The sequence below is a fragment of the Francisella uliginis genome (assembly GCF_001895265.1).
GTDB classification, from domain to species: Bacteria; Pseudomonadota; Gammaproteobacteria; order Francisellales; family Francisellaceae; genus Francisella; species Francisella uliginis.
Genome location: NZ_CP016796.1, coordinates 688,617 through 713,320, shown reverse-complemented (window position 1 = coordinate 713,320; position 24,704 = coordinate 688,617). Strand labels below are relative to the sequence as shown.

Here is a 24,704-nt window from a genome sequence, read left to right as displayed (position 1 = left end):
CGTAAATTGTGCAATAATTCTAAAATAATTTAAACACCTAAAATATTTTTTATTCTATCTACTTAAATTTGGTAGTAGTAAGGGTTATGTTTTTGTAAAAATTAAGTAATATTTTCAAGCTATGCAAACAAATACGACTAATACAACAGGATTCTGGAGCCAAAAAAGATCTATAGTTGCAATAGCAATAAGCTTACTTGCTCTAGCTGAAATTGTTGACTTAACTATTGTTGCCGTTGCAATACCTCAAATTATGGGGGCTATTGGTGCAAATGTTGAAACAATAGCTGATGTTACTACCGTGTATATTGTTACTGCAGCAATCTTTATTTTATTATCTGGACTTGTAATAGAAAAATATGGAATTAAGCGTGTTGCCTTAATCTCTTCGGTCATCTTTGGTGTCTCATCGATAATGTGTGGATTATCAACATCTTTGACAGAGATGATTATCTTTAGAGCTTTTCAGGGTTTAGGAGGAGCATTCTTACCATCTGTTGCTCAAACCTATATATCAACAAGCTTCAAAAATGAAGAATATAATAAAATGATGACTGTATATAGTATGGTTATCGTTATGGGACCTATTGTTGGGCCTGTCTTAGGTGGTGCAATTTGTGAAAACATGTCATGGGAATGGATATTCTATGTAAACGTCCCTCTTTGTTTGATAGCTTTTGTCATAATTGCCTTTATGATGGAAACTACTAAAATTAAAAAAATTAAAATAGACTATATCAGCTTTGGATTTATGGCTATTGGTGTCGGCTGTTTAGAATTTTTCATAGATAATGGTAATACAGATGGTTGGTTTGATTCTATTAAAATAATAATCCTACTTGCTATATCAATAGTTTCTCTGGGCTTTTTCATATGGCGGGGATTAATTTATTCATCTGTTGTTAAATTTAGAATCTTCAAAAATATGAATTTTGTCATAGCTTGTTTCTTGTGCTTTATGTTTGTACTTTTATTCTCTGCAGCAATGGCATACTTACCAACAATGTTACAGCAAGTTTATGGTTATCCCGTTGATTTAGCCGGATACATAACTGCTCCTAGAGGTATAGCTGCTGTTATTGGTGCCGGTCTAACGCAAACAATATTAGTAAAAAAATTAGGTGTTCGAAAAACTATTAGTTTAGGAATGATAGTATTTGGAATATCTTGTTTAATGCAAGCAAGTTTTTCTGCTACAGCTAGTGAATTTGATATTATTCTTACTACTGCTATTCAAGGTTTTGGAATGATGATGTTCTTTATCCCTTTTATGAGTGTGCTTGTTGTTGGTGTTGCTGATGAAGATATGGGCGATATGTCAGGATCATTTAACTTCTTTAGAAATTTTGGAAGCTCTGTTGGAACAGCTTTTGTTGCGACATTTATATCAAGAAATCAACAAACTACTTATCAAGAGCTATCACAGAATATATCTTCTTTAAACCAAAATTTTCAGTCTTGGGCTCACTCTTTACCTATGCCTGAGGCATCAACTATTGCTATAGCGAAGCAGCAAATATTACATCAAAGTAGCTTATTAAGCTATATTAACTCTTTTTACGTTGTAGGTATATTAAGCTTAGCTTTAGCTTTTGTACCATTTTTATTAAAAGAACCACCTAAAGATGCTCCTGTTCCAGTGATGCATTAAAAATCATTATAGGATTAATCAGAATGTCAGAAGAAAATTTACAAGAAACTCAAACTGAGAACACAAAAAACGAATCTAAGTTTTCGCCTAAAAAAATAGCGATAGGTTGTACTATAATAGCTTTGACTGCTTTAGGAATATATGGATACTATAAGTATAATAAAATTTTTCCAAGTACAGATAATGCCTATGTAAGTGCTGATGTTATTAAAATATCCCCTAAAGTTGGTGGCTATATACAAAAAGTTTATGTGCAAAATAACCAATTTGTACATAAAGGAGATAAATTAGTCCAAATTGATCCGAATGACTATCAGCTGCAAGCGTCTCAAGCAAATTCAAAAGTTATTCAGGCAAAAGGCAAACTATTTGTAGCACAAGAACAAGTTAGTTTTGCAAGATCAAACTTAATTAAAGCTAAAGCTTCTTTAGATACTGCCACAAAAATGGCTGATAGATATATTAAGTTATACAAGTCCGATGCTGGATCATTACAAGATGCTCAAAAATATATTGACCAAAAAATCCAGGCTGAAAAAGCTAAAGACCAGGCGGCATCATCTTTAAAACAAGCACTTATTCAAGTAGAAATTGCCAAAGCACAAGTCGGTGCTGCAAAAGCTGGTTACGATAATGCTAACTTAAACCTTGGCTACACTACTCTTAGAGCTCCTGATGATGGCTATGTTTCGAATATGAAACTATATAAAGGTCAGCTTGTTTCTCCAGGTCAATCACTATTTGGCTTTATTGACAATCAAAAATGGTGGATTGATGCTAACTTTAAAGAAACAGATTTAAATAGAATCAAGCCAGGACAGAAAGTTGATATTGAATTAGATATGTATAATCATACTTATCAAGGCACAGTTGATAGCTTGAGCTATGCAACTGGATCAGTATTTTCACTACTTCCTCCAGAAAATGCTACAGGAAATTGGGTAAAAGTTACGCAACGCTTTCCAGTAAGAATAGCTATTAAGAATGACCCTAGCTATCCTCTTAGAGTCGGAGCAAGTGCAACAGTTTCAATAGATACATTATAGGTGGCAATAAAATATGATTAAAAGAAATATTTTTCGTACAGCTCTAGTTGCTACTATATTATTAACTTCCAGCTGTAGCTTTTTTGACCCAAAATATGAAAAGCCTAAAGTTAAAGCTCCTGCTCTTTGGAATAGCCAAAGTAAAGCTGCTGGCGAAGTTAGTAAAAACTGGGATCTAACACAGATAGCATGGTGGCGCGAGTATGATGATCCAACATTAAATAACCTTGTAACAACAGCACTAAAAGACAACAATAAAATTCAAGTTAGTATTGGTAATGTTTTACAAGCTCAAGCTGAAATTAATAAAGCTGACTACGGTTGGTTACCTACAGCAAGTGTCGGTGGTGGTGGTTTTATTGCCCAAACATTTGCTACTAACTCTAGCGTAAGTGTGCCTAATGTAAATCCTCCAAGCTCATCTTTATTTGGAGGCTCTCTTGCCGGTGTAATTCCAAGTTATACAATTAATATTGTTAGAGAATTCCAATTAGGTAAAATAGCCAGATTTAGTGAAAAATCTCAAAGAGATGTTTTAAATGCGACTCGCTTGACAATAATCACTCAAGTTACAGGAGCATACTTCTCTTTAATAACAGCAAAAGAACAGTTAAAACTACAAAATCAACTTGTTGATAAAATGCAAACTTTATATTACTATGCTGAGCGTCAACATCAACTTGGTGCTAGTTCTCCTTTAATACCAGAATTAATTAAGCAACAATTAGAAGCTCAAAAAGGTAAAGTTGCTACGATAAAAAATGATATTACGCATTTTAATAATACTCTTAAAATTTTAACAGGTAGAAACCCAGGAGAAATTAATACAGCTCGAACTCTTGATCAGATAAATGCTAATATTAAAAATCCTGTTAACTTACCATCACAAGTATTAGAAAACCGTCCAGATGTTGCTATTGCTGAGTATAAGTTAAAAATAGCTAATGCCAATATTGGTCTAGCAAGATCACAATTCTTCCCAAGCATTGACCTTACTGGAACATTTGGTAATGCTACTTTAGCCCTAGGTCAGCTTGCTACTTTTAATGCCTGGGCGTGGGCAGCTCAAGCTGTTGCAGCGGTACCGATATTTAATTTAAGTATTTTAGCTGATAGTGATAAAGCTAAATCTCAATTCTATCAGGCATATTACGATTATATCAATACCTTACAAAAAGCGTTCGAAGATGTTGATAATGATCTATCACAAAGAGCTGCTGATAAGAAAAACTATAATAAACAAATGCTTTCTCTAGAGTCAACTAGAAAACAAGAACAAATCCTTAGAAGAAAATATCAGCTAGGCGCAATTAGTAAAGCTCAATACCTTGGAATTTATATAAATGTTCTTAATCAACAAATGCAAGCTAACCAGGCTAAATTAAAATCCTTAATTAGCGTTTCAAACCTATACCAGTCTCTAGGTGCTGGATATAACGTTGATAACTATGATAAACCTCATATGAATAATCCTGCTTTCTCTAAATAAAAAGCATCTTATAAATGGTTGTATCAAATAATGATATAATAGCCCTATAATATAAAATCTAACTATAATTTCTAATGAACGATTGCGAATTTATACTTAAAAAGTCTGGTAAAATAGCCAGGCTTACTGATAAAACATTTCAACTAGATAATAAAATATCAACAGGTTTTTATTCGGCAAAATATTTTATAAAAACTCAAAAAATTCTAGAAAATTCTACGAATATTGTTTTAATGCAATTCTTCCAACGCTATGATGAAACTATACTTTGTGGTGTCGATGAGTCTTTAGTTTTAATCAAAAAATTTGCTCTAAATTATCAAGATTTAGAAATACAAGCTCTTAATGATGGTGATAAAATTTCTGCATTCGAGCCAGTATTAGCGATAAAGGGAAAATATAAAAACTTTGGATTTCTTGAAGGTATAATTGATGGTATCTTAGCTAGAAGAACAAGCTTAGCAACAAATGCATATAAATATACAAAACTGCTCAAACAAGATCAAGAAATAATATTTATGGGAGACCGTGAAGACATCTACCTAACTCAACCAGGTGATGGTTATGCGGTAAATATAGGAGGAATTACTAAAGTTGCAACTGATGCTATGGGAGCATGGACTGGTCAGCTTGGTATAGGAACTATGCCTCACGCTTTAATACAAAGCTTTGATGGTAATCTTATAAATGCTTGCCAAGCATATATCGACACATTCCCTGAGGAACCTCTTATTGCTTTAGTTGATTATAATAATGATGTAATTTCAGATTCACTTGCAGTAGCTAGAAAATTTACTGATAAATTATTTGCTGTTAGAGTTGATACCTCTCCAAATATAGCTGACAAATATTTCCAAGAAAATCCAACTCTAGCGGAGGATTCTAAATATAATGGTGTAAATCCAGACCTTATAAAGGCTTTACGCAAATCTCTTGATGCTGAAGGATTCCAACATGTCAAAATTATTGCATCAGGAAACTTTGACTACAATAAAGTGAAAAAGTTTAATGCAGAAAATACACCTGTAGATATATTTGGTATTGGAAGTAATTTATTAAAGGTAAATATTGGCTTTACCGGTGATTGTGTTGAGTTAAATAATACTCCTCAAGCAAAAGTCGGTAGAAAGAAAGCTAACTATGATAGATTAAATTTAGTAAGTTAAATAAAGGATATAAAATGAATATTGCAAAAAATTTTAAAGTCGATGATTATTCAAATAAAATTATAAGCTGGTTGAAAGAAAGCTGTTTAAACTATCCTGCTGAAGGTTTTGTAATAGGTATTAGTGGTGGAATAGATTCAGCTGTAGCATCTTCTTTAGCTACTAAAACAAACCTACCAGTAACAGCACTAATAATGCCTTCAAAAAACAATCAAGACCAAGATATGCACGATGCGATAGAGCTTATTGATAAATTAAATATTCCTTACTATACAGTTCCAATACAACCAGTATATGAAACATTCTTAGAATCTACTCAGGCTTTTACAAATTCAAAAAATGATCGTCAACACGTAATAAAAGGTAATGCTCAAGCACGTTTTAGAATGATGTATTTATATGCTTATGCACAACAAAATAATCGTATTGTAATTGGTACAGATAACGCTTGTGAATGGTATATGGGGTATTTTACAAAATTTGGTGATGGTGCTGCGGATATTCTTCCACTTGTTAATCTTAAAAAGTCTCAAGTTTTTGAGCTTGGTAAATATTTAGAAGTCCCTCAAAATATTTTAGATAAAGCTCCTTCTGCAGGATTGTGGCAAGGTCAAACTGACGAAGATGAAATGGGTGTCACATATGCTGAAATTGATGATTTCTTAGATGGTAAAAAAGTATCTGACAAAGCTTTAGAGAGAATAAGCTTTTGGCATAATCGCAGCCATCATAAAAGAACCCTTGCACTAACACCAAGTTTTTAATCATACTATCTCTAATAAACTTCATTAATATAAAATATTTGCAAAATACTTTTAGGCTTTACGGATAGTACTCTATAATTCCCATATACTTTTAATATGTTTTAAAATAACTAAAAGATATGAAAACCAATATTAATGACATAAAAGTTGAGTCCTTTAAGAAAGGTGTTTCTAAAAAGCTACTTGCAAGAGATGAAAACAGAAACTTTCAGATAGATTTTATTCGCTTAGATCCTTGTGCTAAATTAAGCAAACATATTCACCCTGATGTAGAGTGGGTATATGTTATAGAAGGCTCAATGAGTGATGAAAGAGGTAATTTTAATACTGGTGATTTTTTTACTAATCCAATAAACTCAGAACATTCCGTAACCTCTGGACCTGATGGCTGTGACATATTATGTTGCTGGTGCGGGGAAATAAAGATTCTTTGAACAACTATATAGATAAAAATTTAGATTTAATAGAGAATGAGAATGATTAATTACTCAAAGAAACTCTTAGCATAATCTTTCATATTATCAAACCAAGACTTACTTTTTGGTGAATGTTTACTTTGATAATCTTCACCTAGACTATCTGCAAACTTTTCTAAGAGATCTTTCTGTTCTGCATTTAAGTTAACAGGTGTCTCTACTACTACTTTACAAAGTAAATCGCCTCTTCTATGCCCTCTTAGAGATTTCATACCTTTTTCTCTTAAACGAAAAACTTTACCAGTTTGAGTTTCAGGTATTACTTTAAGAGTTACCTCACCATCTAAAGTTGGAACTTTAATTTCCCCACCTAGACAAGCTTTTGTAAAACTTATTGGCATCTCACAGTAAAGGTTCATTTCTCTTCTTTCAAAGATTTTATGATCTTTGATTAAAATCTGAACATAAAGGTCACCATTCATGCTTCCATTAGAACCTGAATCTCCTTCGCCATGAAGTCTGATTCTATCTCCGCTATCAACACCTTCTGGTATCTTAACCTTTAGAGTCTTCTGTTTTTTAACTTTACCATTTCCATAACATGCATCACATGGATCTGAAATATTAGACCCAGAACCATTACAAGCTGGACAAGTTTGCTCAAAAGCGAAGAAACCTTGCTGTCTTCGGATAGTACCTTGTCCGTGACATGCGTGACAAGTTGTTTTACTTTTAGATTTTGAACCAGTACCCTCACAAGTATCACAAGCAGCCATTCTTGGAATAGTTATCTCTTTTTCTACACCAAAGAAGGCTTCTTCTAATGATATCTCTAACGTATACTCCAGATCACTACCTCTAGAAGCTCTAGATCTACCAGCACCTCCTCGAGAAGCACCACCACCAAAGAAAGTATCAAAAATATCTTCAAAGCCACCAAAACCACCAGCACCTGCTCCAGCACCACCTTGTTGGTTAACACCTGCATGACCAAATTGATCATATCTTGATCTTTTTTGGTCATCGCTTAATATCTCATAAGCTTCAGATACTTCTTTGAATTTGATCTCAGCTTCTTTATCATCAGGGTTACGATCTGGGTGATATTTCATTGCAAGCTTTCTATAAGCTCTTTTAATTTCAACACCTGAAGCTGTCTTTGATACATTTAGAATTTCATAGTAACATTTCTGTTGCATTTTAATTAACCTAAAATTTTGGAACGTATAATTATAACAAAAAGATAAGTGTGGATAAACCACACTTTAGTGATTACTTAAGAATTAATTATTTTTTATCGTCTTCAACATCTTCAAAATCAGCATCAACGACATCATCATCTTTCTTAGGCTCTTCAGCTTGAGCACCATCTTGAGCTCCTGCTGCTTGAGCTTGATCTGCGTATGCTTTTTGAGCTACTGGAGCAAAAGCTTCTTCTAAAGTTTTAGTTTTAGCTTCGATAGCATCTTTATCATCACCTTTAACTACTGATTCTAAGTCTTTACAAGCTTCTTCGATCTTCTCTTTTTCTTCAGCAGTTACTTTATCACCTAATTCACCAATTGCTTTTCTTGAGCTATGGATTAGGTTATCAGCAGTGTTTCTAGCTCCTACAAGATCATGGAACTTTTTATCTGCTTCAGCGTTAGCTTCTGCATCTTGTACCATTTTTTCGATCTCGTCTTCAGATATACCACCACAAGATTTAATCACAATATTTTGCTCTTTACCTGTAGCTTTATCTTTAGCTGATACATTCATTATACCATTTGCATCTACATCAAATGTCACTTCAATTTGTGGCATACCACGTGGTGCTGGTGGTATATCTGCCAAATCAAATCTACCTAAAGATTTGTTTGCTGAAGCCATTTCACGTTCACCTTGAAGTACATGAATAGTTACTGCTGGTTGGTTGTCTTCTGCTGTAGAGAATACTTGTGACTTCTTAGTAGGGATAGTTGTATTTCTCTCAATAAGCTTAGTCATCACACCACCCATAGTCTCAATACCCACAGATAAAGGAGTTACATCAAGTAAAAGTACATCTTTAACATCACCAGAAAGTACACCACCTTGGATAGCTGCGCCAACTGCTACTGCTTCATCAGGGTTTACATCTTTACGTGGCTCTTTACCAAAGAACTCTTTTACTTTCTCTTGTACTAGAGGCATACGAGTTTGTCCACCTACTAATAGTACTTCTGTGATATCAGATTTGCTTAAACCTGCATCTTCTAAAGCTTTTTTACACGGCTCTAAAGATCTAGCTACTAAATCACCAACTAAAGACTCAAACTTAGCTCTAGTTATTTTGATATTTAAATGCTTAGGTCCTGTAGCATCAGCTGTAATATATGGTAGGTTTACATCTGTTTGGCTAGCAGATGATAATTCTACTTTAGCTTTTTCTGCAGCTTCTCTAACTCTTTGTAGAGCTAACTTGTCATTATGAAGATCAATACCTTGCTCTTTTTTGAACTCATCAATTAAGTAGTCCATTAAAGCTAAATCGAAATCTTCACCACCTAAGAAAGTATCACCATTTGTTGATAATACTTCGATTTGGTTATCACCATCAACATCAGCAATCTCAATGATTGAGATATCAAATGTACCACCACCTAAGTCATAAACTGCTACAGTTTGCTCACCTTTTTTAGAATCAACACCATAAGCCAATGCTGCAGCTGTAGGCTCGTTGATAATTCTTTTAACATCAAGACCTGCAATTTTACCAGCATCTTTTGTAGCTTGTCTTTGACTATCGTTAAAGTAAGCAGGTACTGTAATCACAGCTTCAGAAACTGTTTCACCTAAAAACTCTTCCGCTGTTTTTTTCATTTTTCTTAAGATCTCAGCAGATACTTGAGGTGGCGCCATTTTCTTACCTTCTTTAGTAGAAACCCAAGCATCACCATTATCAGCTTTAACTACTGCATAAGGGACTTTCTTTTTGATATCATCTTGTACAGCTTTGTCATCATATTTACGACCAATTAGTCTTTTGATAGCAAAGAAAGTATTATCAGGGTTTGTCACAGCTTGTCTTTTAGCAGATTGACCTACTAATATTTCACCACCATCAGCATATGCTACTACTGAAGGAGTAGTTCTGTGACCTTCAGCATTTTCAATAACTTTAGCATTCTTACCATCCATGATAGCAAGACAAGAGTTAGTAGTTCCTAAATCTATTCCTATTATTCTTCCCATTTGATTCTCCTGTTTTATATTTATTTCTTTAATTTAGTAATTTTTAAAACCATCTAGCTAATAGATGGATGTAATTTATTTTTTTTCAAGAATTTTTTTAATTTTTTACAACAATAACCTTAGCAGCTCTAACTACACGACCATTTAACAAGTAACCTTTTTGAAAAACTTCAAAAACAGTATTATCTTCTAGCTCAGGGTTAGGTATCATTGCCATAGCTTCATGAATATTTGGATCAAACTTTTCTCCTTTTGGATCAAGCTCTTCTAAGCCATTATTTTTCAAGATATCAATAAGCATTTTAGCTGTAAGCTCTATACCTTCTTTCATAGCTACAGCCTCTTCTAGCTTCACCTCATGCTTTAAAGCTTGATCTATGCTATCAGTTACTGGCAAAAGCTCTTTAACAAATTTTTCTACGCCAAACTTACGTGCATTAGAAACTTCTTTTTCTGCTCTTCTACGAATATTTTCCATTTCTGCTTTTGCTCTTAAAGCTTCATCTTTCATAGCATCACAAGTTTCTTCAAGCTCTTTTATGGCGTCTTTTGATCTTTCTAATTGCTCTTCTACAGATAATTCCTCAACAGTATTAGTAGAAGCTTCTTCTTGTGCTTCTGCTTCATTATTTAGGTTTTTATCTTCTACTTTATCTTTTTCATCTTTACTCATAAAACAACCTTTTACTTTTAGTCCTGTTAATACTACAATTTGTTAGATGTTTTATAGATAGTGATTATTTCGATATTTTCAAGAAATTATTGGTGTTTTTTTTAATATGAGTATTAAACTAACAATGAAAACTTTTAAAAATATAAGTATTATTTTACCTTTCATACTTATATCAGGATGTACAAATATTACTTCTAAGGATATTACGACAAGCCTAACAAACATAACCTCATCTGAAAAATCAGATAATACGAAAGTAAAAAGTTATCTAACAGAAAAATATTCAAACAAAGTTACATATATAAAATCCTCGTTTAAAGATTTGCAAAGCTGGAATAATGCAAATCAACTTAAATCCCTAAATGCATTAAAATTATCTTGTGACAAAATACTTGAAGAGAAGAAGCCAGAATATAAAAATTGGTTTAACATCTGCGAAAAAGCAGAGAAAACAAACTTTAAGAAAGCTAAACAAGCGAGATTATTTTTTGAAAAAAACTTTTCCCCATATCAAATAATTTATAAAGATAAAGATACAGGACTCTTCACTGGCTACTACGAGCCTACAATAAAAGGAAGTCTAGTAAAAACTCTGCAGTACAATGTACCCATATATAAAACACCTAATGATTTAATAAAAAAATCAAATGGTGACGATAGCTACTCATTTGGAACATATAACAAAGATGGTGAGCTAGTTCCATACTATTCAAGAGAACAAATATCTGAAGGCAATCTATTTACTAATAAAGATGTACTAGTTTGGGTAAAATCAAAAGTTGATCGTACTTTTTTACAAATCCAAGGCTCTGGAAGGATACAAACTAGTAGTGGTGATATACTTCTAGGATATGACAGCCAAAATGGCCACCCTTATAGACCAATAGGTAAATATCTACTTGAGCATAACTATATGTCCGCAAAAGAGATGTCTATGCAATCGATAAAAAAATGGCTAAAGAACAATGAAGATAAAGTAGATGAAGTTTTAAATTATGACCCGTCATTTGTCTTTTTTAGATATATTGATCGTAAAAATGCTGTAGGAGCTCAAGATGTTGAGCTAACTCCGGGCTACTCTTTAGCTGTGGATCATGTATATTATCCTTATGGTGTACCATTATGGTTAGAAACAGATTATTATAAACAAAATCATAAGAACACTGTTCCTCTTGATAGATTAATGATCGCACAAGATACCGGTGGGGCTATTCGTGGGGCTATTCGTGGCGATGTTTTTTGGGGTCATGGCAAGCAAGCAGAGTTTAATGCTGGTCATATGAATAATAGAGGTAAACTATGGATATTATTACCAAATGAATAAAGTTAATACAGTAATTATAGGTGGTGGAATATCTGGAATTAGTTTTTCACAAAAGTTAAATAAAGCAGGGGTTGAGAATCTAATTATAGAAAAAGATAAAAATGGTGGTTGTATCGATACTCAAGACTACAAGGATTTTTGGTTTGAGATGGGAGCCCATACGATATATAACTCTTACTCAGATACTATAGATTTTATAAAAACCAATAATCTTACAGATGATATTATTACGCGTAACAAACTACCTTTCTTATTAGTTAAACCAAACAATAGAATTGAAAGTATCTTTAAAAATCTAAACTTCTTCAGCCTTGCTTATAACTATATTAAAAATAGAAAAATGTCTAAAAATGATAAAACCGTAAAAGAGTATGCTTCAAAACTTTTCGGCAAAGATAATTATGATAATACATTAAAATATTGTTTTAATGCGGTACTTTCTCAAGATAGCCAAGATTTCCCTATGGAATATCTTTTTAAAAAATATGATAGAGATACAAATATACCACGAAGTTTTACATTAAAAAATGGACTTTCAACCATAATAGAAAACTCACAAGTAAATTCAATTAAAGATAATGTTTTAAAAATTTCTTATACTGAAGATAATAAGTGGTTAATTACTACAGATAACACTAAATATACTGCTCAAAAAGTTTGCTTAGCAACCCCTTGGAGTACTACACAAGAACTAATTAAAGATATATTACCAAATATAGCTGAACATAAATATTCTCCAACGATATCTGAACTTATAAGCATAGCTATAGTTGTTGATAAACATAGACTTAGTCATATTAAAGATTTAGCTGGTTTAATTGGTAAAGAGCAATTTTTCTTTTCTGCGGTTTCTAGAGATGTTGTTGATCATCCTAATTATAGAGCTATAGTTTTTCATTGTCATTCTGATGTCTCTACAGAAGAACTAATTAACAAAATCTCTAAACTTCTAAAAATAAATCCAACTGATATTCTATATTCATATCAAAAAACAAACTTACTACCCTGCTATCACCGTAATCATAATATTTTCTTAAAAGATTTAGAGAAAGAACTTTCACAAGTACCTAGTTTATATATCACTGGAAACTTCTTTGATAGATTAGCTATTGAAAATTGTATTAGAAGATCAAACAAAGAAGTTAATAGATTGCTTTCATAGAATCTAACAAAGCTTCTTCGTATTAATACTCTAAAAGCATTGTGATTTTACCTATAACTACAATTTGTTAAAACAAATTATGCAAAAGAAGCTAATAAAAATTTACAAACATCCTTGAGAAAATAACTCTATAACTGAAATTCAGTATAAATATTCGTAGACTTTACAAACTTTTACAAACTTGTAATATCTGAGTTACATTCTCTCAATACTATTAATATTTGATAATATTACCAATTAATATTTAATAACAAAATGGGAGAGTAAATTATGACTATAGGTAACTTTGATCATGAGTATAGAAAATTGACAGTAAATAAAATAGTGGCTGAGAGTAACCTTTCAAATAGGGTACGCAAGAGTATAAAATTTGCAATGCTTAAAAATATTTGGCCAATGGAAACAATAGTAAAGTTTAGAATGCATCCTAACAAAGATATAGCTAATAAACAAAACTATAAAAAATTAAAAGAATATTTAAGAAAAAAATCATCTATTGCTAGTTTTTGGCTAGAAAACTGGCCATCAAAAGACCTCTTTTTACAATTCTTAAACCTTGAAAAATTTAAAGAATGTCTTACTAAAAATCTAAGTACTAGAGCTACTTTCGAAGTTATTGAGCAATTCTTAGTATTTGATGACGGTGATGTTTCTAAATATGATGACAATATCCTCAGATCCCTTGAAAAACTAATTTTATGTGCAGATAATAACGGAAAGTTTTTGGTAGCTGAAATGATTAAGTATAACCTAGTAGCTTATTACTCAACAGATGAAAAATCAATTCAACATACCGCTGGTCACTTAGGAGCTCTTTTAAATTATATTTGGAAAGCAGTTTTAGATATAGTTTCTGATCTTAATCTTCAACTCGTAATGGGTCACGAAGAATATAGTAGATTTAAAGTTAGAATTTTAGATACTTTTGAATTGATAGGTCGTTCATGCAAAACAAAAATATATAAATATCAAGCACAAAACTATAAAAGTATGATGAAAATGAATGATGAGCATTTTTTCAAACTACTTACAAAATTACGATTATCACAACGAGTTACAACACAAGAAGCAATCAAAGATATAGAAGAAGACTATAAACTATCTAAGAAAAAAGGATATCGAAAAGACCCCAAGTTTGCAGCTTATGTAGCAAATACTTTGATTGATTGCAATAAAATATTGTTAGTTGGAAGAGCTACTATAGTAAAAGCTGAAATGAATAAAGCATGTACAGAAGGTGTAGAAGCAGATTCAAAGTTACTTGAGTGTGGCTCTGTAATGTTCAACGATAGTGCTTGGTATACAAACAAAATAATGCAAATTCGCTCTATGGAACTAGATATTCCACTTAAAATCATGAAGTATGGCTATAAAACAGGAAAATCTATTTTTAAAGCAGGAAAAAAAGCTACTGAATCTAACGCTGGTGGAGCAGCAGCTATCTTAGCTTCATATTATAGTTTAGATATGGTACTAGGAGCAACATTTGGCATTGGTCTAGCACCAGCAGTTGCAGCAGGAGCTGGTATAGCTCTGGCTGCAGGATATGTAGCAAAAACTGCCTTAGAAAAAAGAGCAAATTATTCAAGATATAATGAACTACAAAAAGCTTTACCATTACAACAACAGTCTTTATTAATCCATCGACGTCGTTATTATTTTACAAAAAGTGCTCTCGATTATCTAATCTTATCTGGATATAGAACAAATGGAATGGAAGAACTTGCGAAACTTGAAAAAAAACTTGAAGAGAAAGTCAAAGAAATAGAAAAAACCACCAAAGAATTAGAAACTATGGATGCTGATACTTACAACATCATTCAAAAAAGTATTTCTGAAAACTATCAATACGCTCAAGAAAAAGTCAGTGGAGGCTATAAATATGCTCAAGAAACAGTCAGTGGAGGCTATCAATATGCTCAAGAAACAGTCAGTGGAGGTTATCAATATGCTCGAGATACAGCTTCTCAAGGATATAACTATCTTATAAAAAGTATTTGGGGATAGTAATAACAAACTCTCTTATTCTTTGATTTTTTTTCGACAAGCATAAATCATATATAACTTTCTCATCACAATCACAATTATTTATAAACTTTAGAAAAAACTGTCACAAACCTTATAGTTTATATTCTACCAAACTAAAGCAATTGAAAATTACACGCAAAGGTATATTATAGAAACTAAGCTAGTTATTATATAAACTTGGAATATACTTGTGAAAAAAATAATACTCTCACTAACTTTATTAATTACTTCAAACCATTTATTTGCTTTTAATACTATTTATCAAGCAGGAAATATTACCTCTTTAACAAGAAGCATATATTCTAGTGATATAACTCTAAAAAATTTAGAAAGTAAAGGTCAATATGGTCTTGGTACTATACAAGGCGCTAAAGGTGAAATGATAATATTTAAAGGTAAGGCTTATCTTAGTGACGTCAGTGGTAAAGCAATACCTCTTAAAAATGACATAACAGTACCTTTTGCTGATGTGTTTAGCTTTTCAAAACCACAAATAAACTCTAATTATAACGATCTAACCATTCCAAAGGTATTATCCATTATCAAAGACAAACTTTATGGTGACAATTACTTTTATATAATTAAAATTAAAGGAAAATTCTCAAAAATTCACGCTAGAACAATCCCTCCAGCTAAAAAAGGATATACTCTAAGTCAGTGGATCGCTGAAAATCAAAAGTTTCATGACTTAAAAAATGTCGAAGGTACAATGATTGGTATATATAGTCCTAAATATTTATCTAGCATTGCAGTCCCAGGCTTTCATTTCCACTTTATTACAAAAAATTTATCACATGTCTACCACGTATATAGCTTTAAATCTGCACAAGTTAATGCCCAGATAGAAAAAATGAATAACTTTACAATCATGTTGCCAGATACTAAAGAATATCAAAATGCTACTATAGAAACATTTAGCCATGATACAATTAGTAAAATGGAAGAAGGAAGATAAATATATTTCATAAACAATTTATATATCTAGATAACAAAGACATTAGTTAAGGATAACTAAAACTCTCAGTTTATATCAAAAAATTAACCTACTACTCTGCTATCATCATAATTATAACCTTTTCCTACAATATTCAGAAAAAGAGTTTTTATCACTACCTAGCTATATCTCTAGAAATTTCTTTAATAGATCAGTTTACTGAGTTAAGTAAGCTTATTTTAAATTATTTATATCTAACTTATAATAAAATCATACAAACTTAAAAGTTAATTAGAGTTTTATAATACTCTAATTAACTTTTATTATCAGAACATATGAGAAAATGGTTGTTAAAGAAGATTAAGGTACAAAATTATGAAAGAAATAATTATAGCTGTAATAAGTTTTTTAGGTGGAATATTTGCACATAAGACCTATGTCTTGAAAGTTAAAAAGAAAGATTTAAGTAGTAAACAATCAAATAAAATTTCAACAATTATAGGGTCAAATGATAGCAACACTATCATTGGTACCCAAAATAATAATTGTATAAATAAGAATGATGAAAATAATGTTTAAGTTATCTACTATTTTTGGTTCAAACAAAAACAATACTTTTATTGGTAAACAAGACAATAATAATTCTTCAGAAATTGAAACTTTATTAGATAGTATTAATGACTTTTTTTATAGTGGAAATATTATAAAAGCTTTTGAAAAACTTGATAAAGCTTTAAAAGAACACACACATCGAAAATCAAAACATGGATTTTTAGTAAAAAAAATAGAGTTTTACTTAGAGTTATCAAATATTGATAAAGCAAAAAGCCTAGCTGAAACTATAAATGAAAATTATTCTGATTATAGTAGTAATAAATTTAATGAATGCATGCTAGTTTTGCTATCTATAGATAACAAATATGAAGAGTTTAATAAATTAATCAAATATCTAAAAGACGAGGAACAAGTAACTAAGTCAGATAACTATTTTGAGCTTATTTTTGCAGTGTATTCAAGCAATTTAGAAAAAGTAAAAGGTTTATTTGATCAACTACCCACAAAAGAAAAAGAAGATATTTTTTTAGCTGCAAATGTTTTTCTAAGCTCATACTATAAAAATAATAATCTTGATGATTTACAACAAGCAGAAAAATATTTTCAGCTTGTTCTAGAAAATTCTCCAAAATTTTTAAACAAGTTTCATGCCCAACAGTTTTTTGTAGAAAATATCATTAATAATTCTCTTCAATCGTTTAATAAATTTGATAAAAAAAGCCTTACTACTTTTCTAGACTCATTGAGTAATATTTTTAGCGCTAAAGAGCACTTTAGTGAAGTTGTGATAAATCATCTTATTAATTTAAATGCTTTTGTATTACTTCTTCTAGAAATGAAAGATGAATATATTGATTTCTATGAAAAAAATGAAAATGTTTTGTTTGATAGGCATTATTTGCAATACTCGGCTATAAAAGATATTCCTATAGACAATCAGAGAATACAGACAAACTTAAGTAATGATAATAGTAACAAAGCCTTATTAATAAATTATGTATCTTTGTTATTAAAGCCAGAATATAAAAATGCAAAAGATTTTTTTGAAAACAATATTGGGCTCATAATTGATATAGATTATGCAATATATTGTTATGTAATGAGTTGTGTTAATCTAGGTTCAAATATTAACGATGATGTCTTAAAGAAAATAAAAAATGATAAAAATGAAAGTTTTGAGTTGTTTTTATCATATTTATATATAAAAAATCATAATAAAGATACGATTACAAAAGATGATGTAAATGTCTTAAATAAGTTTGTTAAAAATGAAGATATTAAGTACATAAAAGTAGTAAGTGCTATTGAATTGTTCGAAAAATTAAATATGTCCACTGAATATATTAATGTAGCAATATCAAAAATAGATAAATTTGATAGTATGTCATATTATGTATTGGAAAAATGTAAAAATGATAAGTCTTTGCACATAAATGATTTTGAGAACCTTTTAGAATATATAGATCAAAATCAATATTCTGATTACATAGGAGATATTTATATTGACTATAATATGTACGATAAAGCATTTGAATATTTCTTAAAGAATTGGAAGGTTTCTAAAACATTAAAAAGTGCTAGGCTTTTATTATCTTCTGCTTACAATCATTTTCATAAATTCTCAATAAGGATTAATGAAACGGTTGAAAAAGAAGCTTTAGCATTTTTATTAGCACATAAAAAAGATTTAGAGTTTTATTTTATTGGCACAGTTTCATCATTTATCTTGTGTGTAGAGAAAGATTCTAATAAAGCTATAGAAGTTATTAATGATATGATTTTATCATTAAACATCTATAACCTAAGTCACTCTAAAAAAGAAAATTTATGCAAACTATATTTTGACTTAATAATTAATAATGAAAATAAATATCAGGATATTATTAGCGAGAGTAATAGTATTTATTATAAAGATGGAAAGTACTATCTTGATTCAAATATTTTCACGAAGATTGATAGCGTTTATTATGAAAAGTTTAATTTGGAGGCAGTGAATAGTACAAGAATTAATGCTATTCGATTAAATGATAGTTATGAAAAAAAATCATTATTTCACACTATTACAAATATAATAATTTCAAATATTGAAAATTCAAGGTTTGTTAAACCAATTCAAATAGATTTAGAATCAAAAAATCCTTTTAGTAAATTATTATTAATGCTTGAGGAAAACAGTAAGTACAAAGAAAATAATCTTAAAAATCATAGTGATGGTACTAATATCTCGTTTTGGAATCTTGCTGGAAACTACGATAAATATCTAAGTTTAATAGCTGTCTTGCTGGAAAGACCTGAATTATCTTTCAACTCTTGTAATATTAATTACCACACTAAAGAAGTGAAAAAATTACTTACATTATCATCTATCCTTTTTCTAAATTATAACGGTAAGCTTGAAGATATTTTTAAAAGAGAAGATGTTTATATTCAAGAAACAAGCTATGCCTGGCTCTGTGATTATATAAATAATCTAAATAAGCAAGATGAACTATTAAGTATTTCCACAGAAAATGGAAAAATTTTAAGCTCATCATTAGGTAAAACACAAGTAAAACAATTATCAGAGCATCTGAAGAAAATAATATTTAATATTGATCATTCAAAGGTGGTTGACGATACTGAAATATCTTTACCATTTAAAATAGGAAATGATCTGGCTTCAGCAATTGGACAACAAGAATTACAAGCTTTAGCACTAAGCTGGAAGGAAAATTACCAGATAATAACTGAAGATAGAATCTTTGAGGTAATGTTTGAAAAACTTAGACTTAATCTTACCATGGTTAGTAACTCTCTGGCACTTATCAATGAAGATAATTTTATCGATACTATATTAGAATTACACGAGAAAAACTATAGATATGTTATTAATAAAGGGGTATTAGATGTTTTGATAGCTCTTATAATAATCCAACCAATTACAAATAACTTACCCAACACTTATGTTCATATTATTAAAATAATGGATAGCTATGGTTGGCTTGATGATATTAGGAAATACTATATGAATGTTTTACATGGAAAAATAGAGCCTCCTCCAGCTAAATACATTATCAGAAATATAGAATATGTAATTAAATGTATATTTAAGAACATTTAGCCACGATACAATTAGTAAAATGGAAGAAGGAAGATAAATATATTTATCATATAATTACCTTAAAATATTTAAATAAACTATTTGCTTATCTAATATAGAAAATGTATTATATAGACTGCTTAAATTTTTAAAGTAAGACGAGCTATATTTGTTCGCAAAATTAAGAATTTTTTGCAAAAACTGAGTAATTGACAACAATAAATAAAGGAAAAAAGATGAAAACGTTTACTGCAAAACCATCAAATATCAAGAGAGAATGGCTTTTGATTGATGCTACAGATAAAACTTTAGGTCGTCTAGCTACAGAAGTAGCAATGATCCTAAGAGGTAAAAACAAACCAGAATATACTCCTCACATGGATACTGGTGACTATGTTGTTATCGTAAATGCTGAGAAAGTAGCTGTAACTGGTAACAAAAGAAAAGGTAAAATCTACCACCATCACACAGGCTATATTGGCGGTATCAAATCAGTATCTTTTGAGAAGCTAATAGCAACTCATCCAGAAAGAGCTATTGAAAAAGCTGTAAAAGGTATGCTTCCTAGAACTCCACTAGGTCGTGCAATGTTCAAAAAGTTAAAAGTTTATGCTGGTGAAACTCACCCACATACAGCTCAACAACCTCAAGCTCAAAATATTTAATAAAGGATGGTAAAAATGTCAGAATATAATTATGGTACAGGTCGTCGTAAAAGTTCTGTAGCTCGTGTATTTATGAAAAAAGGTACTGGTCAATTCATCGTTAATGGTCTTCCATTAGAGCAATACCTATGTCGTGAAACAGATTGCATGGTTGTTAGACAACCTTTAGACTTAACTAACAATACAGATAGCTTTGACTTTAAAGTAACTGTAAAAGGTGGTGGAACTACTGGTCAAGCTGGTGCTATCCGTCTTGGTGTTACTAGAGCTCTTATCGAATATGATGAAGATCTTAAACCAGCTCTTCGTGAAGCAGGTTTCGTAACTCGTGACCCACGTAAAGTTGAGCGTAAGAAATTTGGTCTTAGAAAAGCTCGTAGAAGAAGACAATTCTCTAAGCGTTAATATACTTTATTATATTACACTCTTTTATTATTCTTTTTATTTTATCACTAGGAGGATAAAACCTTGGTTTTATACACAAAAAAGGATGATATCTATAGCGACATAGTCCGTATGATACTATCTATCAAAGGTGCTAATGCTAAAATCATAGATGTTTCAGATCAAGAAAACTCAAAACATTTAGAAGAATTAAATATCATTACACCTAATGGTAATATTCCTACATTAACTACAGAAGACTTTGCTGTATATAGACTTAATGTAGTTATTGAAGCCATTGAAGACTTATACCCTTTCCCTCCTATGTTTCCTGTTTTTCCAAAACAGCGAGCAAATGCGAGAATCCTATTGGAACACGTTAATAAAACATTCTTACAGAACATCATTAAGCTTCAAGATCCTTACTTAGGTGACCAAGAAGCTGAGCAAATAAAAAAAATGATGCAAAAGGATTTAATTAGTACATATAGAACAATCGTTAATGAAAGAGAAGTAAATGCTGAGAGCAATCCCGATGCTCAGAATATCAATGTTTTAACTCTTATAATAACTTTTGTTTTTTATTATTTTATTAAGTTAAAGATCTCTATCCCAACTAAAGATAAAAATATTATCAAGGAAATAAAAGATCTACTTAGTGAACCTAATTTCATCAAAACTATCAAAGGAGAAGGAGCTTAATATGGCTATGCTTAGAGCCTATATAGTTAAGGCAACATATGAATGGTTAGTTGATCATGGTTTTACTCCATATGTACTTATTGATACTGAGTACGAAGATGTAGTGGTTCCGACAAACTATATAGATGAAGATAAGAAAATACTGTTAGATTTATCTCCACAAGCAATTCAAAATCTAAATATAGATGATAACCATATAACATTCGAAGCTACTTTTGATGGTGAGCCTCTATCTGTAAATATTCCTATGGAAGCAGTTTTAGAAGTATTTTCTAAAGAAACTGAACAAGGAGTTTATGCTCGTGAATTCGGTTATGGAATCAATGTAAATGAAGGTGAAGATGACGAAACAGCTAACCCTAAAAAAGTTGGTGAGTCAGACAATGATAACATTCTTACCTTAGATTAAATCTAAAACATATCTTTATTTGAACTTCTCTTATACTCTTCTCTAAGAATAGACATTATATGAAATGACTCATATTCATTTTTTATAATATTAAACTCACAATCTCTTAAAGTACCTTCTATAATAAATCCTATAGATTTGTAAATATGGATAGCTCTATAGTTAAAATCTTTAACATCTAACCAGACTCTATGAGCCTGAGTATTATTAAAGATCCAATTTAATATAAGCTTTAGAGTTTCCTTGCCGTATCCTTTGCCTTTGCTAGATGAATCTATAGTAATACGTTTGATATGGATAGAATTATGCTCATTAAATAAATCAGTAAGTATCACATATCCAACATCTTTAGATAAACTATCTTGGATTATAAAATATACTATATCTTTATTTTCTAAAGCTAAGATGTGAGTCTCATTGTCCCATTTACCAATATATAAGTTATTATCAGCATCATTTTCTAAACTAACTATAAAGTCTACATCATGTCGAGTAGCTTTTCTTAGATTAATATTTTTACTATCTGATAATATTTTCATAACTTCTTTAATCTAGCTTCAATAAATTAGCAACAGGCTTATAGCTTTTTCTATGAATATCTAAAACTCCATGCTGCTTTATATTTTCTAAGTGTACTTTTGTTGGATAACCTTTGTGCTTAGCAAAACCATACTCTGGATAGATTTTATCATGCTCTAAACATATCTTATCCCTATGTACTTTTGCTAATATTGAGGCAGCGGATATTTCTAAGATTTTAGAATCGCCTTTTACTATTGCTTCTGAATTATAATTCCACTTAGGAAGCTTATTACCATCAACCAAAACTTTATCAAACTGTCCTACTAAATTATCAGCAACTTGTTTCATTGCTTTTAATGTAGCTTGCAAGATATTTAAATCATCTATCTCTTGAGGTGAAATCTCGACTATTGAATAAGCTTTTGCTTTAAAAATAATCTCTTCATATAGTAATTCACGTTTTTTATCGCTGAGTTTTTTAGAATCGTTAAGACCTTCAATAATTTTATCATTATCTAATATAACTCCCGCAGCAACTACAGGACCTGATAAAGGACCCCTTCCAGCTTCATCTATACCTAATATAATCATTTAAAATTGTTTATCCCTTGTTATCTAGAGAACTTAAAAAACCTCTCAAAATATTTACTTCTTGACTTTCTAGTTCGCTTCTTTGGAAGAGCCTTTTTAACTTATCCATAACATGTCCTGGCTTATTTTTATCTAAAAAGTTAGACTCTATCATACTATTCTCAAGATGCTGATAAAGACCTTGTAGCTCTTTTGTAGAAGCTTTTTTATGTAGATGGTTATATTCTGGAACACTCTTAGCATATGTAATTTCAATCATCTGCTTATGTATTTCATAAGCAACTAGCTGAACTGCTTGAGCTAAATTTAAGGATGTATAACCTTCATTTGAAGGAATATATGCATGAACATTACTCATCAAAAGCTCTTCATTCAAAAGACCTGTTCTTTCACGACCAAAGAGTATTGCAATCTTTTCATCAGATTTTTGAATTTTATCTAGAATATTTGTAGCTACTTTTGATATAGGTTCTATTGGTAATGAGACCCTTCTTACTCTTGCACTTGTTCCAACCACATAATCAATATTTTCTAATGCTTTATCCAATGAATCAACTATCTTTGCACTTTTGACTACCTCTGTAGCATGACAAGATAACGCTATAGCCTCATCATCTATACCTTTTTTTGGGTTCACAAGCCATAAGTTTGTTAATCCCATATTAAGCATTGCTCTCGCTGTAGAGCCAACATTACCACTATGAGATGGTTCAACAAGCACTATTCTTATATTTTTTAATAATCTATCCATTATATGTACTAGTAATTAACTTATATAAATCATCAACAGTTTTAACCTGTTCAAAATATCTTTGTGTTCTATCTGTTTTTAAAAATAGAGCTAACTGTTTTAGTAACTCTATATGAATTTCAGAAATATTATCAGGGAAAAATACTCCTATTGCCATTTTTATATCTTCATCAATAGAGTCATCATGATAACCTTTTTTGAGTGTTACTATAATTATTTTAGTAGTATCAAGATTTTTAACTCTACAGTGAGGAATATAAATATTTTTGCCAATGTAAGTATTACCTATTCTTTCCCTTCTATAAATACTACTTAACACCGAATCTTCATCGATCTCAGGATAAGATACAGCAAGCCTATTAGCTATAAATTCCATTAAACGTTTTTTGGATTCGATATTAAGATTTAAGATAATATTTTTTTTATCAATAAGAGCTTTTAGATTCATAAATTATGATTAAATAAGGTTTGAAATATAGAAAGAACTATTCACTATGGCCAGTGCCATGATTACATCTCATTTTATTTTTGTGCTTTTTAAGCTGACGCGCTAACTTATCTTCTAGCATATCAATAGCAGCATAAAGATCTTTATCTTCAGCCTTTGCCACAAACTCACTACCAGGTACAATTACTATAGCCTCCGCAACTTGCTGCTCTTTTTCTACAGCTAAGATAACTTTTGTAGATGTTATATGATCAAAATAATGCTCTACTTTTCCTATTTTTTCACCGACATAACTTTTGATTGGATCAGTAACTTCTACATGCCTACCAGTAATTTGAATATTCATACATAAACCTCCAGTTTTTGAACACCGAACTCCTAAGTTATTTATACAAACTTATATAGAGCCCTTTTTATAATAACCACTAAAGTGATATAATTACATTATACTAGCTAAATATTATAAAGAAAAGAATGAACAACAATGTGAAACAAATTTTAACGTCACTAGGTCTAATCGCAGTCGCTGTGATATCTTTTATAATCTTTGCACCAATCTTTGTATTCTTGATAATTTTTTTAATGATCTCATCATTCATCTTACGTAGAAAAATAATGAAAGAAAATGCTGATTTCTTTAAAAAGAATAGTCGCAAAAAAGGTAGAATTATTGATCAAGATGAAAATTCGCCTAATGAATCTAACTCAAACGAAAAACTTAAGTAAAGA

The 24,704-nt window shown here is 30.7% G+C and carries 25 protein-coding genes; 17 read left to right on the top strand and 8 right to left on the bottom strand.

The window, feature by feature from the left end:
- The first annotated feature begins 121 nt into the window (after positions 1-121).
- The 6 genes from F7310_RS03515 to F7310_RS03490 all read left to right on the top strand — a co-directional run bounded on the left by F7310_RS03515 (position 122) and on the right by F7310_RS03490 (position 6,550).
- Positions 122-1,651: an MDR family MFS transporter gene (locus F7310_RS03515; RefSeq protein WP_072711811.1), complete on the top strand. Its 1,530-nt coding sequence runs from the start codon at positions 122-124 to the stop codon at positions 1,649-1,651.
- 23 nt (positions 1,652-1,674) lie between these two features.
- Positions 1,675-2,697 (top strand): HlyD family secretion protein, encoded by a 1,023-nt coding sequence (locus F7310_RS03510; RefSeq protein WP_072711809.1) that lies wholly within the window; start codon positions 1,675-1,677, stop codon positions 2,695-2,697.
- 13 nt (positions 2,698-2,710) lie between these two features.
- The gene (locus F7310_RS03505) at positions 2,711-4,186 is read left to right on the top strand and encodes a TolC family protein (protein WP_072711808.1); all 1,476 of its coding nucleotides are present in this window, start codon (positions 2,711-2,713) and stop codon (positions 4,184-4,186) included.
- 74 nt (positions 4,187-4,260) lie between these two features.
- Positions 4,261-5,352, top strand: coding sequence for a nicotinate phosphoribosyltransferase (locus tag F7310_RS03500; protein ID WP_072711806.1), 1,092 nt, complete (start codon positions 4,261-4,263; stop codon positions 5,350-5,352).
- 14 nt (positions 5,353-5,366) lie between these two features.
- A complete protein-coding gene (nadE, locus tag F7310_RS03495; RefSeq protein ID WP_072711804.1) occupies positions 5,367-6,116 on the top strand; it encodes an NAD(+) synthase in 750 nt (249 codons plus the stop codon).
- Positions 6,117-6,235: 119 nt separating this feature from the next.
- Positions 6,236-6,550 (top strand): cupin domain-containing protein, encoded by a 315-nt coding sequence (locus tag F7310_RS03490; protein ID WP_072711803.1) that lies wholly within the window; start codon positions 6,236-6,238, stop codon positions 6,548-6,550.
- A 50-nt stretch (positions 6,551-6,600) separates the two neighbouring features.
- Here the strand turns inward: F7310_RS03490 and dnaJ are convergent, their stop codons facing one another.
- The 3 genes from dnaJ to grpE all read right to left on the bottom strand — a co-directional run bounded on the left by dnaJ (position 6,601) and on the right by grpE (position 10,421).
- Complete coding sequence (gene dnaJ / locus F7310_RS03485) at positions 6,601-7,731, bottom strand: molecular chaperone DnaJ (protein ID WP_072711801.1); 1,131 nt, start codon at positions 7,729-7,731, stop codon at positions 6,601-6,603.
- A gap of 88 nt (positions 7,732-7,819) precedes the next feature.
- A complete protein-coding gene (gene dnaK / locus F7310_RS03480) occupies positions 7,820-9,748 on the bottom strand; it encodes a molecular chaperone DnaK (RefSeq protein WP_072711799.1) in 1,929 nt (642 codons plus the stop codon).
- Between the two features lie 97 nt (positions 9,749-9,845).
- On the bottom strand, positions 9,846-10,421 hold the full coding sequence (gene grpE / locus F7310_RS03475; RefSeq protein ID WP_072711798.1) for a nucleotide exchange factor GrpE: 576 nt from the start codon (positions 10,419-10,421) through the stop codon (positions 9,846-9,848).
- A 106-nt stretch (positions 10,422-10,527) separates the two neighbouring features.
- Here grpE and mltA point away from each other — a divergent pair, with 106 nt between their 5' ends.
- The 10 genes from mltA to mglB all read left to right on the top strand — a co-directional run bounded on the left by mltA (position 10,528) and on the right by mglB (position 21,663).
- Positions 10,528-11,745, top strand: coding sequence for a murein transglycosylase A (gene mltA, locus F7310_RS03470; RefSeq protein ID WP_072711796.1), 1,218 nt, complete (start codon positions 10,528-10,530; stop codon positions 11,743-11,745).
- On the top strand, positions 11,738-12,907 hold the full coding sequence (locus F7310_RS03465) for an NAD(P)-binding protein (RefSeq protein WP_072711795.1): 1,170 nt from the start codon (positions 11,738-11,740) through the stop codon (positions 12,905-12,907). The genes mltA and F7310_RS03465 overlap by 8 nt, the downstream gene beginning before the upstream one ends.
- Before the next feature lie 270 nt (positions 12,908-13,177).
- On the top strand, positions 13,178-14,914 hold the full coding sequence (locus tag F7310_RS03460; RefSeq protein WP_072711794.1) for a hypothetical protein: 1,737 nt from the start codon (positions 13,178-13,180) through the stop codon (positions 14,912-14,914).
- A gap of 211 nt (positions 14,915-15,125) precedes the next feature.
- Entirely contained in the window at positions 15,126-15,890 is a 765-nt protein-coding gene (locus tag F7310_RS03455; protein ID WP_072711792.1) for an acetolactate decarboxylase, read from the top strand.
- A 354-nt stretch (positions 15,891-16,244) separates the two neighbouring features.
- Positions 16,245-16,448 (top strand): hypothetical protein, encoded by a 204-nt coding sequence (locus F7310_RS03450; protein ID WP_072711791.1) that lies wholly within the window; start codon positions 16,245-16,247, stop codon positions 16,446-16,448.
- Positions 16,441-19,524: a hypothetical protein gene (locus F7310_RS03445; RefSeq protein ID WP_145951722.1), complete on the top strand. Its 3,084-nt coding sequence runs from the start codon at positions 16,441-16,443 to the stop codon at positions 19,522-19,524. The genes F7310_RS03450 and F7310_RS03445 overlap by 8 nt, the downstream gene beginning before the upstream one ends.
- A gap of 215 nt (positions 19,525-19,739) precedes the next feature.
- On the top strand, positions 19,740-20,168 hold the full coding sequence (rplM, locus tag F7310_RS03440; RefSeq protein WP_072711788.1) for a 50S ribosomal protein L13: 429 nt from the start codon (positions 19,740-19,742) through the stop codon (positions 20,166-20,168).
- A gap of 15 nt (positions 20,169-20,183) precedes the next feature.
- Positions 20,184-20,573: a 30S ribosomal protein S9 gene (rpsI, locus tag F7310_RS03435; RefSeq protein WP_072711786.1), complete on the top strand. Its 390-nt coding sequence runs from the start codon at positions 20,184-20,186 to the stop codon at positions 20,571-20,573.
- 63 nt (positions 20,574-20,636) lie between these two features.
- Positions 20,637-21,254 carry a transcriptional regulator MglA gene (gene mglA, locus F7310_RS03430; RefSeq protein ID WP_072711784.1) on the top strand — a complete coding sequence of 206 codons (618 nt, stop codon included), beginning with the start codon at positions 20,637-20,639 and terminating at the stop codon, positions 21,252-21,254.
- A 1-nt stretch (position 21,255) separates the two neighbouring features.
- Positions 21,256-21,663, top strand: a complete 408-nt coding sequence (gene mglB, locus F7310_RS03425; RefSeq protein WP_072711783.1) for a transcriptional regulator MglB — start codon at positions 21,256-21,258, stop codon at positions 21,661-21,663.
- Between the two features lie 2 nt (positions 21,664-21,665).
- On the opposite strand, the gene F7310_RS03420 is transcribed toward mglB, so the two are convergent.
- From F7310_RS03420 to hpf, 5 genes are read right to left on the bottom strand one after another with little or no spacing between them, the layout of a single operon-like run.
- The gene (locus F7310_RS03420) at positions 21,666-22,202 is read right to left on the bottom strand and encodes a GNAT family N-acetyltransferase (protein WP_072711781.1); all 537 of its coding nucleotides are present in this window, start codon (positions 22,200-22,202) and stop codon (positions 21,666-21,668) included.
- Between the two features lie 7 nt (positions 22,203-22,209).
- Positions 22,210-22,776 carry a ribonuclease HII gene (gene rnhB, locus F7310_RS03415; RefSeq protein WP_072711780.1) on the bottom strand — a complete coding sequence of 189 codons (567 nt, stop codon included), beginning with the start codon at positions 22,774-22,776 and terminating at the stop codon, positions 22,210-22,212.
- Positions 22,777-22,786: 10 nt separating this feature from the next.
- Positions 22,787-23,527: an RNA methyltransferase gene (locus F7310_RS03410; RefSeq protein ID WP_072711778.1), complete on the bottom strand. Its 741-nt coding sequence runs from the start codon at positions 23,525-23,527 to the stop codon at positions 22,787-22,789.
- Entirely contained in the window at positions 23,520-23,975 is a 456-nt protein-coding gene (locus tag F7310_RS03405) for a PTS sugar transporter subunit IIA (RefSeq protein ID WP_072711776.1), read from the bottom strand. The genes F7310_RS03410 and F7310_RS03405 overlap by 8 nt, the downstream gene beginning before the upstream one ends.
- 37 nt (positions 23,976-24,012) lie before the next feature.
- Positions 24,013-24,321: a ribosome hibernation-promoting factor, HPF/YfiA family gene (hpf, locus tag F7310_RS03400; RefSeq protein WP_072711774.1), complete on the bottom strand. Its 309-nt coding sequence runs from the start codon at positions 24,319-24,321 to the stop codon at positions 24,013-24,015.
- A 128-nt stretch (positions 24,322-24,449) separates the two neighbouring features.
- On the opposite strand from hpf, the gene F7310_RS10510 reads away from it, so the two are divergent.
- Positions 24,450-24,701, top strand: a complete 252-nt coding sequence (locus F7310_RS10510; RefSeq protein ID WP_072711773.1) for a DUF2852 domain-containing protein — start codon at positions 24,450-24,452, stop codon at positions 24,699-24,701.
- The last annotated feature ends 3 nt before the right edge of the window (positions 24,702-24,704 follow it).

Excerpts from the sequence above, each read along its gene's own strand:
- F7310_RS03515 (WP_072711811.1), top strand. The coding sequence starts at position 122 with ATGCAAACAAATACGACTAATACAACAGGATTCTGGAGCCAAAAAAGA.
- F7310_RS03510 (WP_072711809.1), top strand. The coding sequence starts at position 1,675 with ATGTCAGAAGAAAATTTACAAGAAACTCAAACTGAGAACACAAAAAAC.
- F7310_RS03505 (WP_072711808.1), top strand. The coding sequence starts at position 2,711 with ATGATTAAAAGAAATATTTTTCGTACAGCTCTAGTTGCTACTATATTA.
- F7310_RS03500 (WP_072711806.1), top strand. The coding sequence starts at position 4,261 with ATGAACGATTGCGAATTTATACTTAAAAAGTCTGGTAAAATAGCCAGG.
- nadE (WP_072711804.1), top strand. The coding sequence starts at position 5,367 with ATGAATATTGCAAAAAATTTTAAAGTCGATGATTATTCAAATAAAATT.
- F7310_RS03490 (WP_072711803.1), top strand. The coding sequence starts at position 6,236 with ATGAAAACCAATATTAATGACATAAAAGTTGAGTCCTTTAAGAAAGGT.
- dnaJ (WP_072711801.1), bottom strand. The coding sequence starts at position 7,731 with ATGCAACAGAAATGTTACTATGAAATTCTAAATGTATCAAAGACAGCT.
- dnaK (WP_072711799.1), bottom strand. The coding sequence starts at position 9,748 with ATGGGAAGAATAATAGGAATAGATTTAGGAACTACTAACTCTTGTCTT.
- grpE (WP_072711798.1), bottom strand. The coding sequence starts at position 10,421 with ATGAGTAAAGATGAAAAAGATAAAGTAGAAGATAAAAACCTAAATAAT.
- mltA (WP_072711796.1), top strand. The coding sequence starts at position 10,528 with ATGAGTATTAAACTAACAATGAAAACTTTTAAAAATATAAGTATTATT.
- F7310_RS03465 (WP_072711795.1), top strand. The coding sequence starts at position 11,738 with ATGAATAAAGTTAATACAGTAATTATAGGTGGTGGAATATCTGGAATT.
- F7310_RS03460 (WP_072711794.1), top strand. The coding sequence starts at position 13,178 with ATGACTATAGGTAACTTTGATCATGAGTATAGAAAATTGACAGTAAAT.
- F7310_RS03450 (WP_072711791.1), top strand. The coding sequence starts at position 16,245 with ATGAAAGAAATAATTATAGCTGTAATAAGTTTTTTAGGTGGAATATTT.
- F7310_RS03445 (WP_145951722.1), top strand. The coding sequence starts at position 16,441 with ATGTTTAAGTTATCTACTATTTTTGGTTCAAACAAAAACAATACTTTT.
- rplM (WP_072711788.1), top strand. The coding sequence starts at position 19,740 with ATGAAAACGTTTACTGCAAAACCATCAAATATCAAGAGAGAATGGCTT.
- rpsI (WP_072711786.1), top strand. The coding sequence starts at position 20,184 with ATGTCAGAATATAATTATGGTACAGGTCGTCGTAAAAGTTCTGTAGCT.
- mglB (WP_072711783.1), top strand. The coding sequence starts at position 21,256 with ATGGCTATGCTTAGAGCCTATATAGTTAAGGCAACATATGAATGGTTA.
- F7310_RS03420 (WP_072711781.1), bottom strand. The coding sequence starts at position 22,202 with ATGAAAATATTATCAGATAGTAAAAATATTAATCTAAGAAAAGCTACT.
- rnhB (WP_072711780.1), bottom strand. The coding sequence starts at position 22,776 with ATGATTATATTAGGTATAGATGAAGCTGGAAGGGGTCCTTTATCAGGT.
- F7310_RS03410 (WP_072711778.1), bottom strand. The coding sequence starts at position 23,527 with ATGGATAGATTATTAAAAAATATAAGAATAGTGCTTGTTGAACCATCT.
- F7310_RS03405 (WP_072711776.1), bottom strand. The coding sequence starts at position 23,975 with ATGAATCTAAAAGCTCTTATTGATAAAAAAAATATTATCTTAAATCTT.
- hpf (WP_072711774.1), bottom strand. The coding sequence starts at position 24,321 with ATGAATATTCAAATTACTGGTAGGCATGTAGAAGTTACTGATCCAATC.
- F7310_RS10510 (WP_072711773.1), top strand. The coding sequence starts at position 24,450 with ATGAACAACAATGTGAAACAAATTTTAACGTCACTAGGTCTAATCGCA.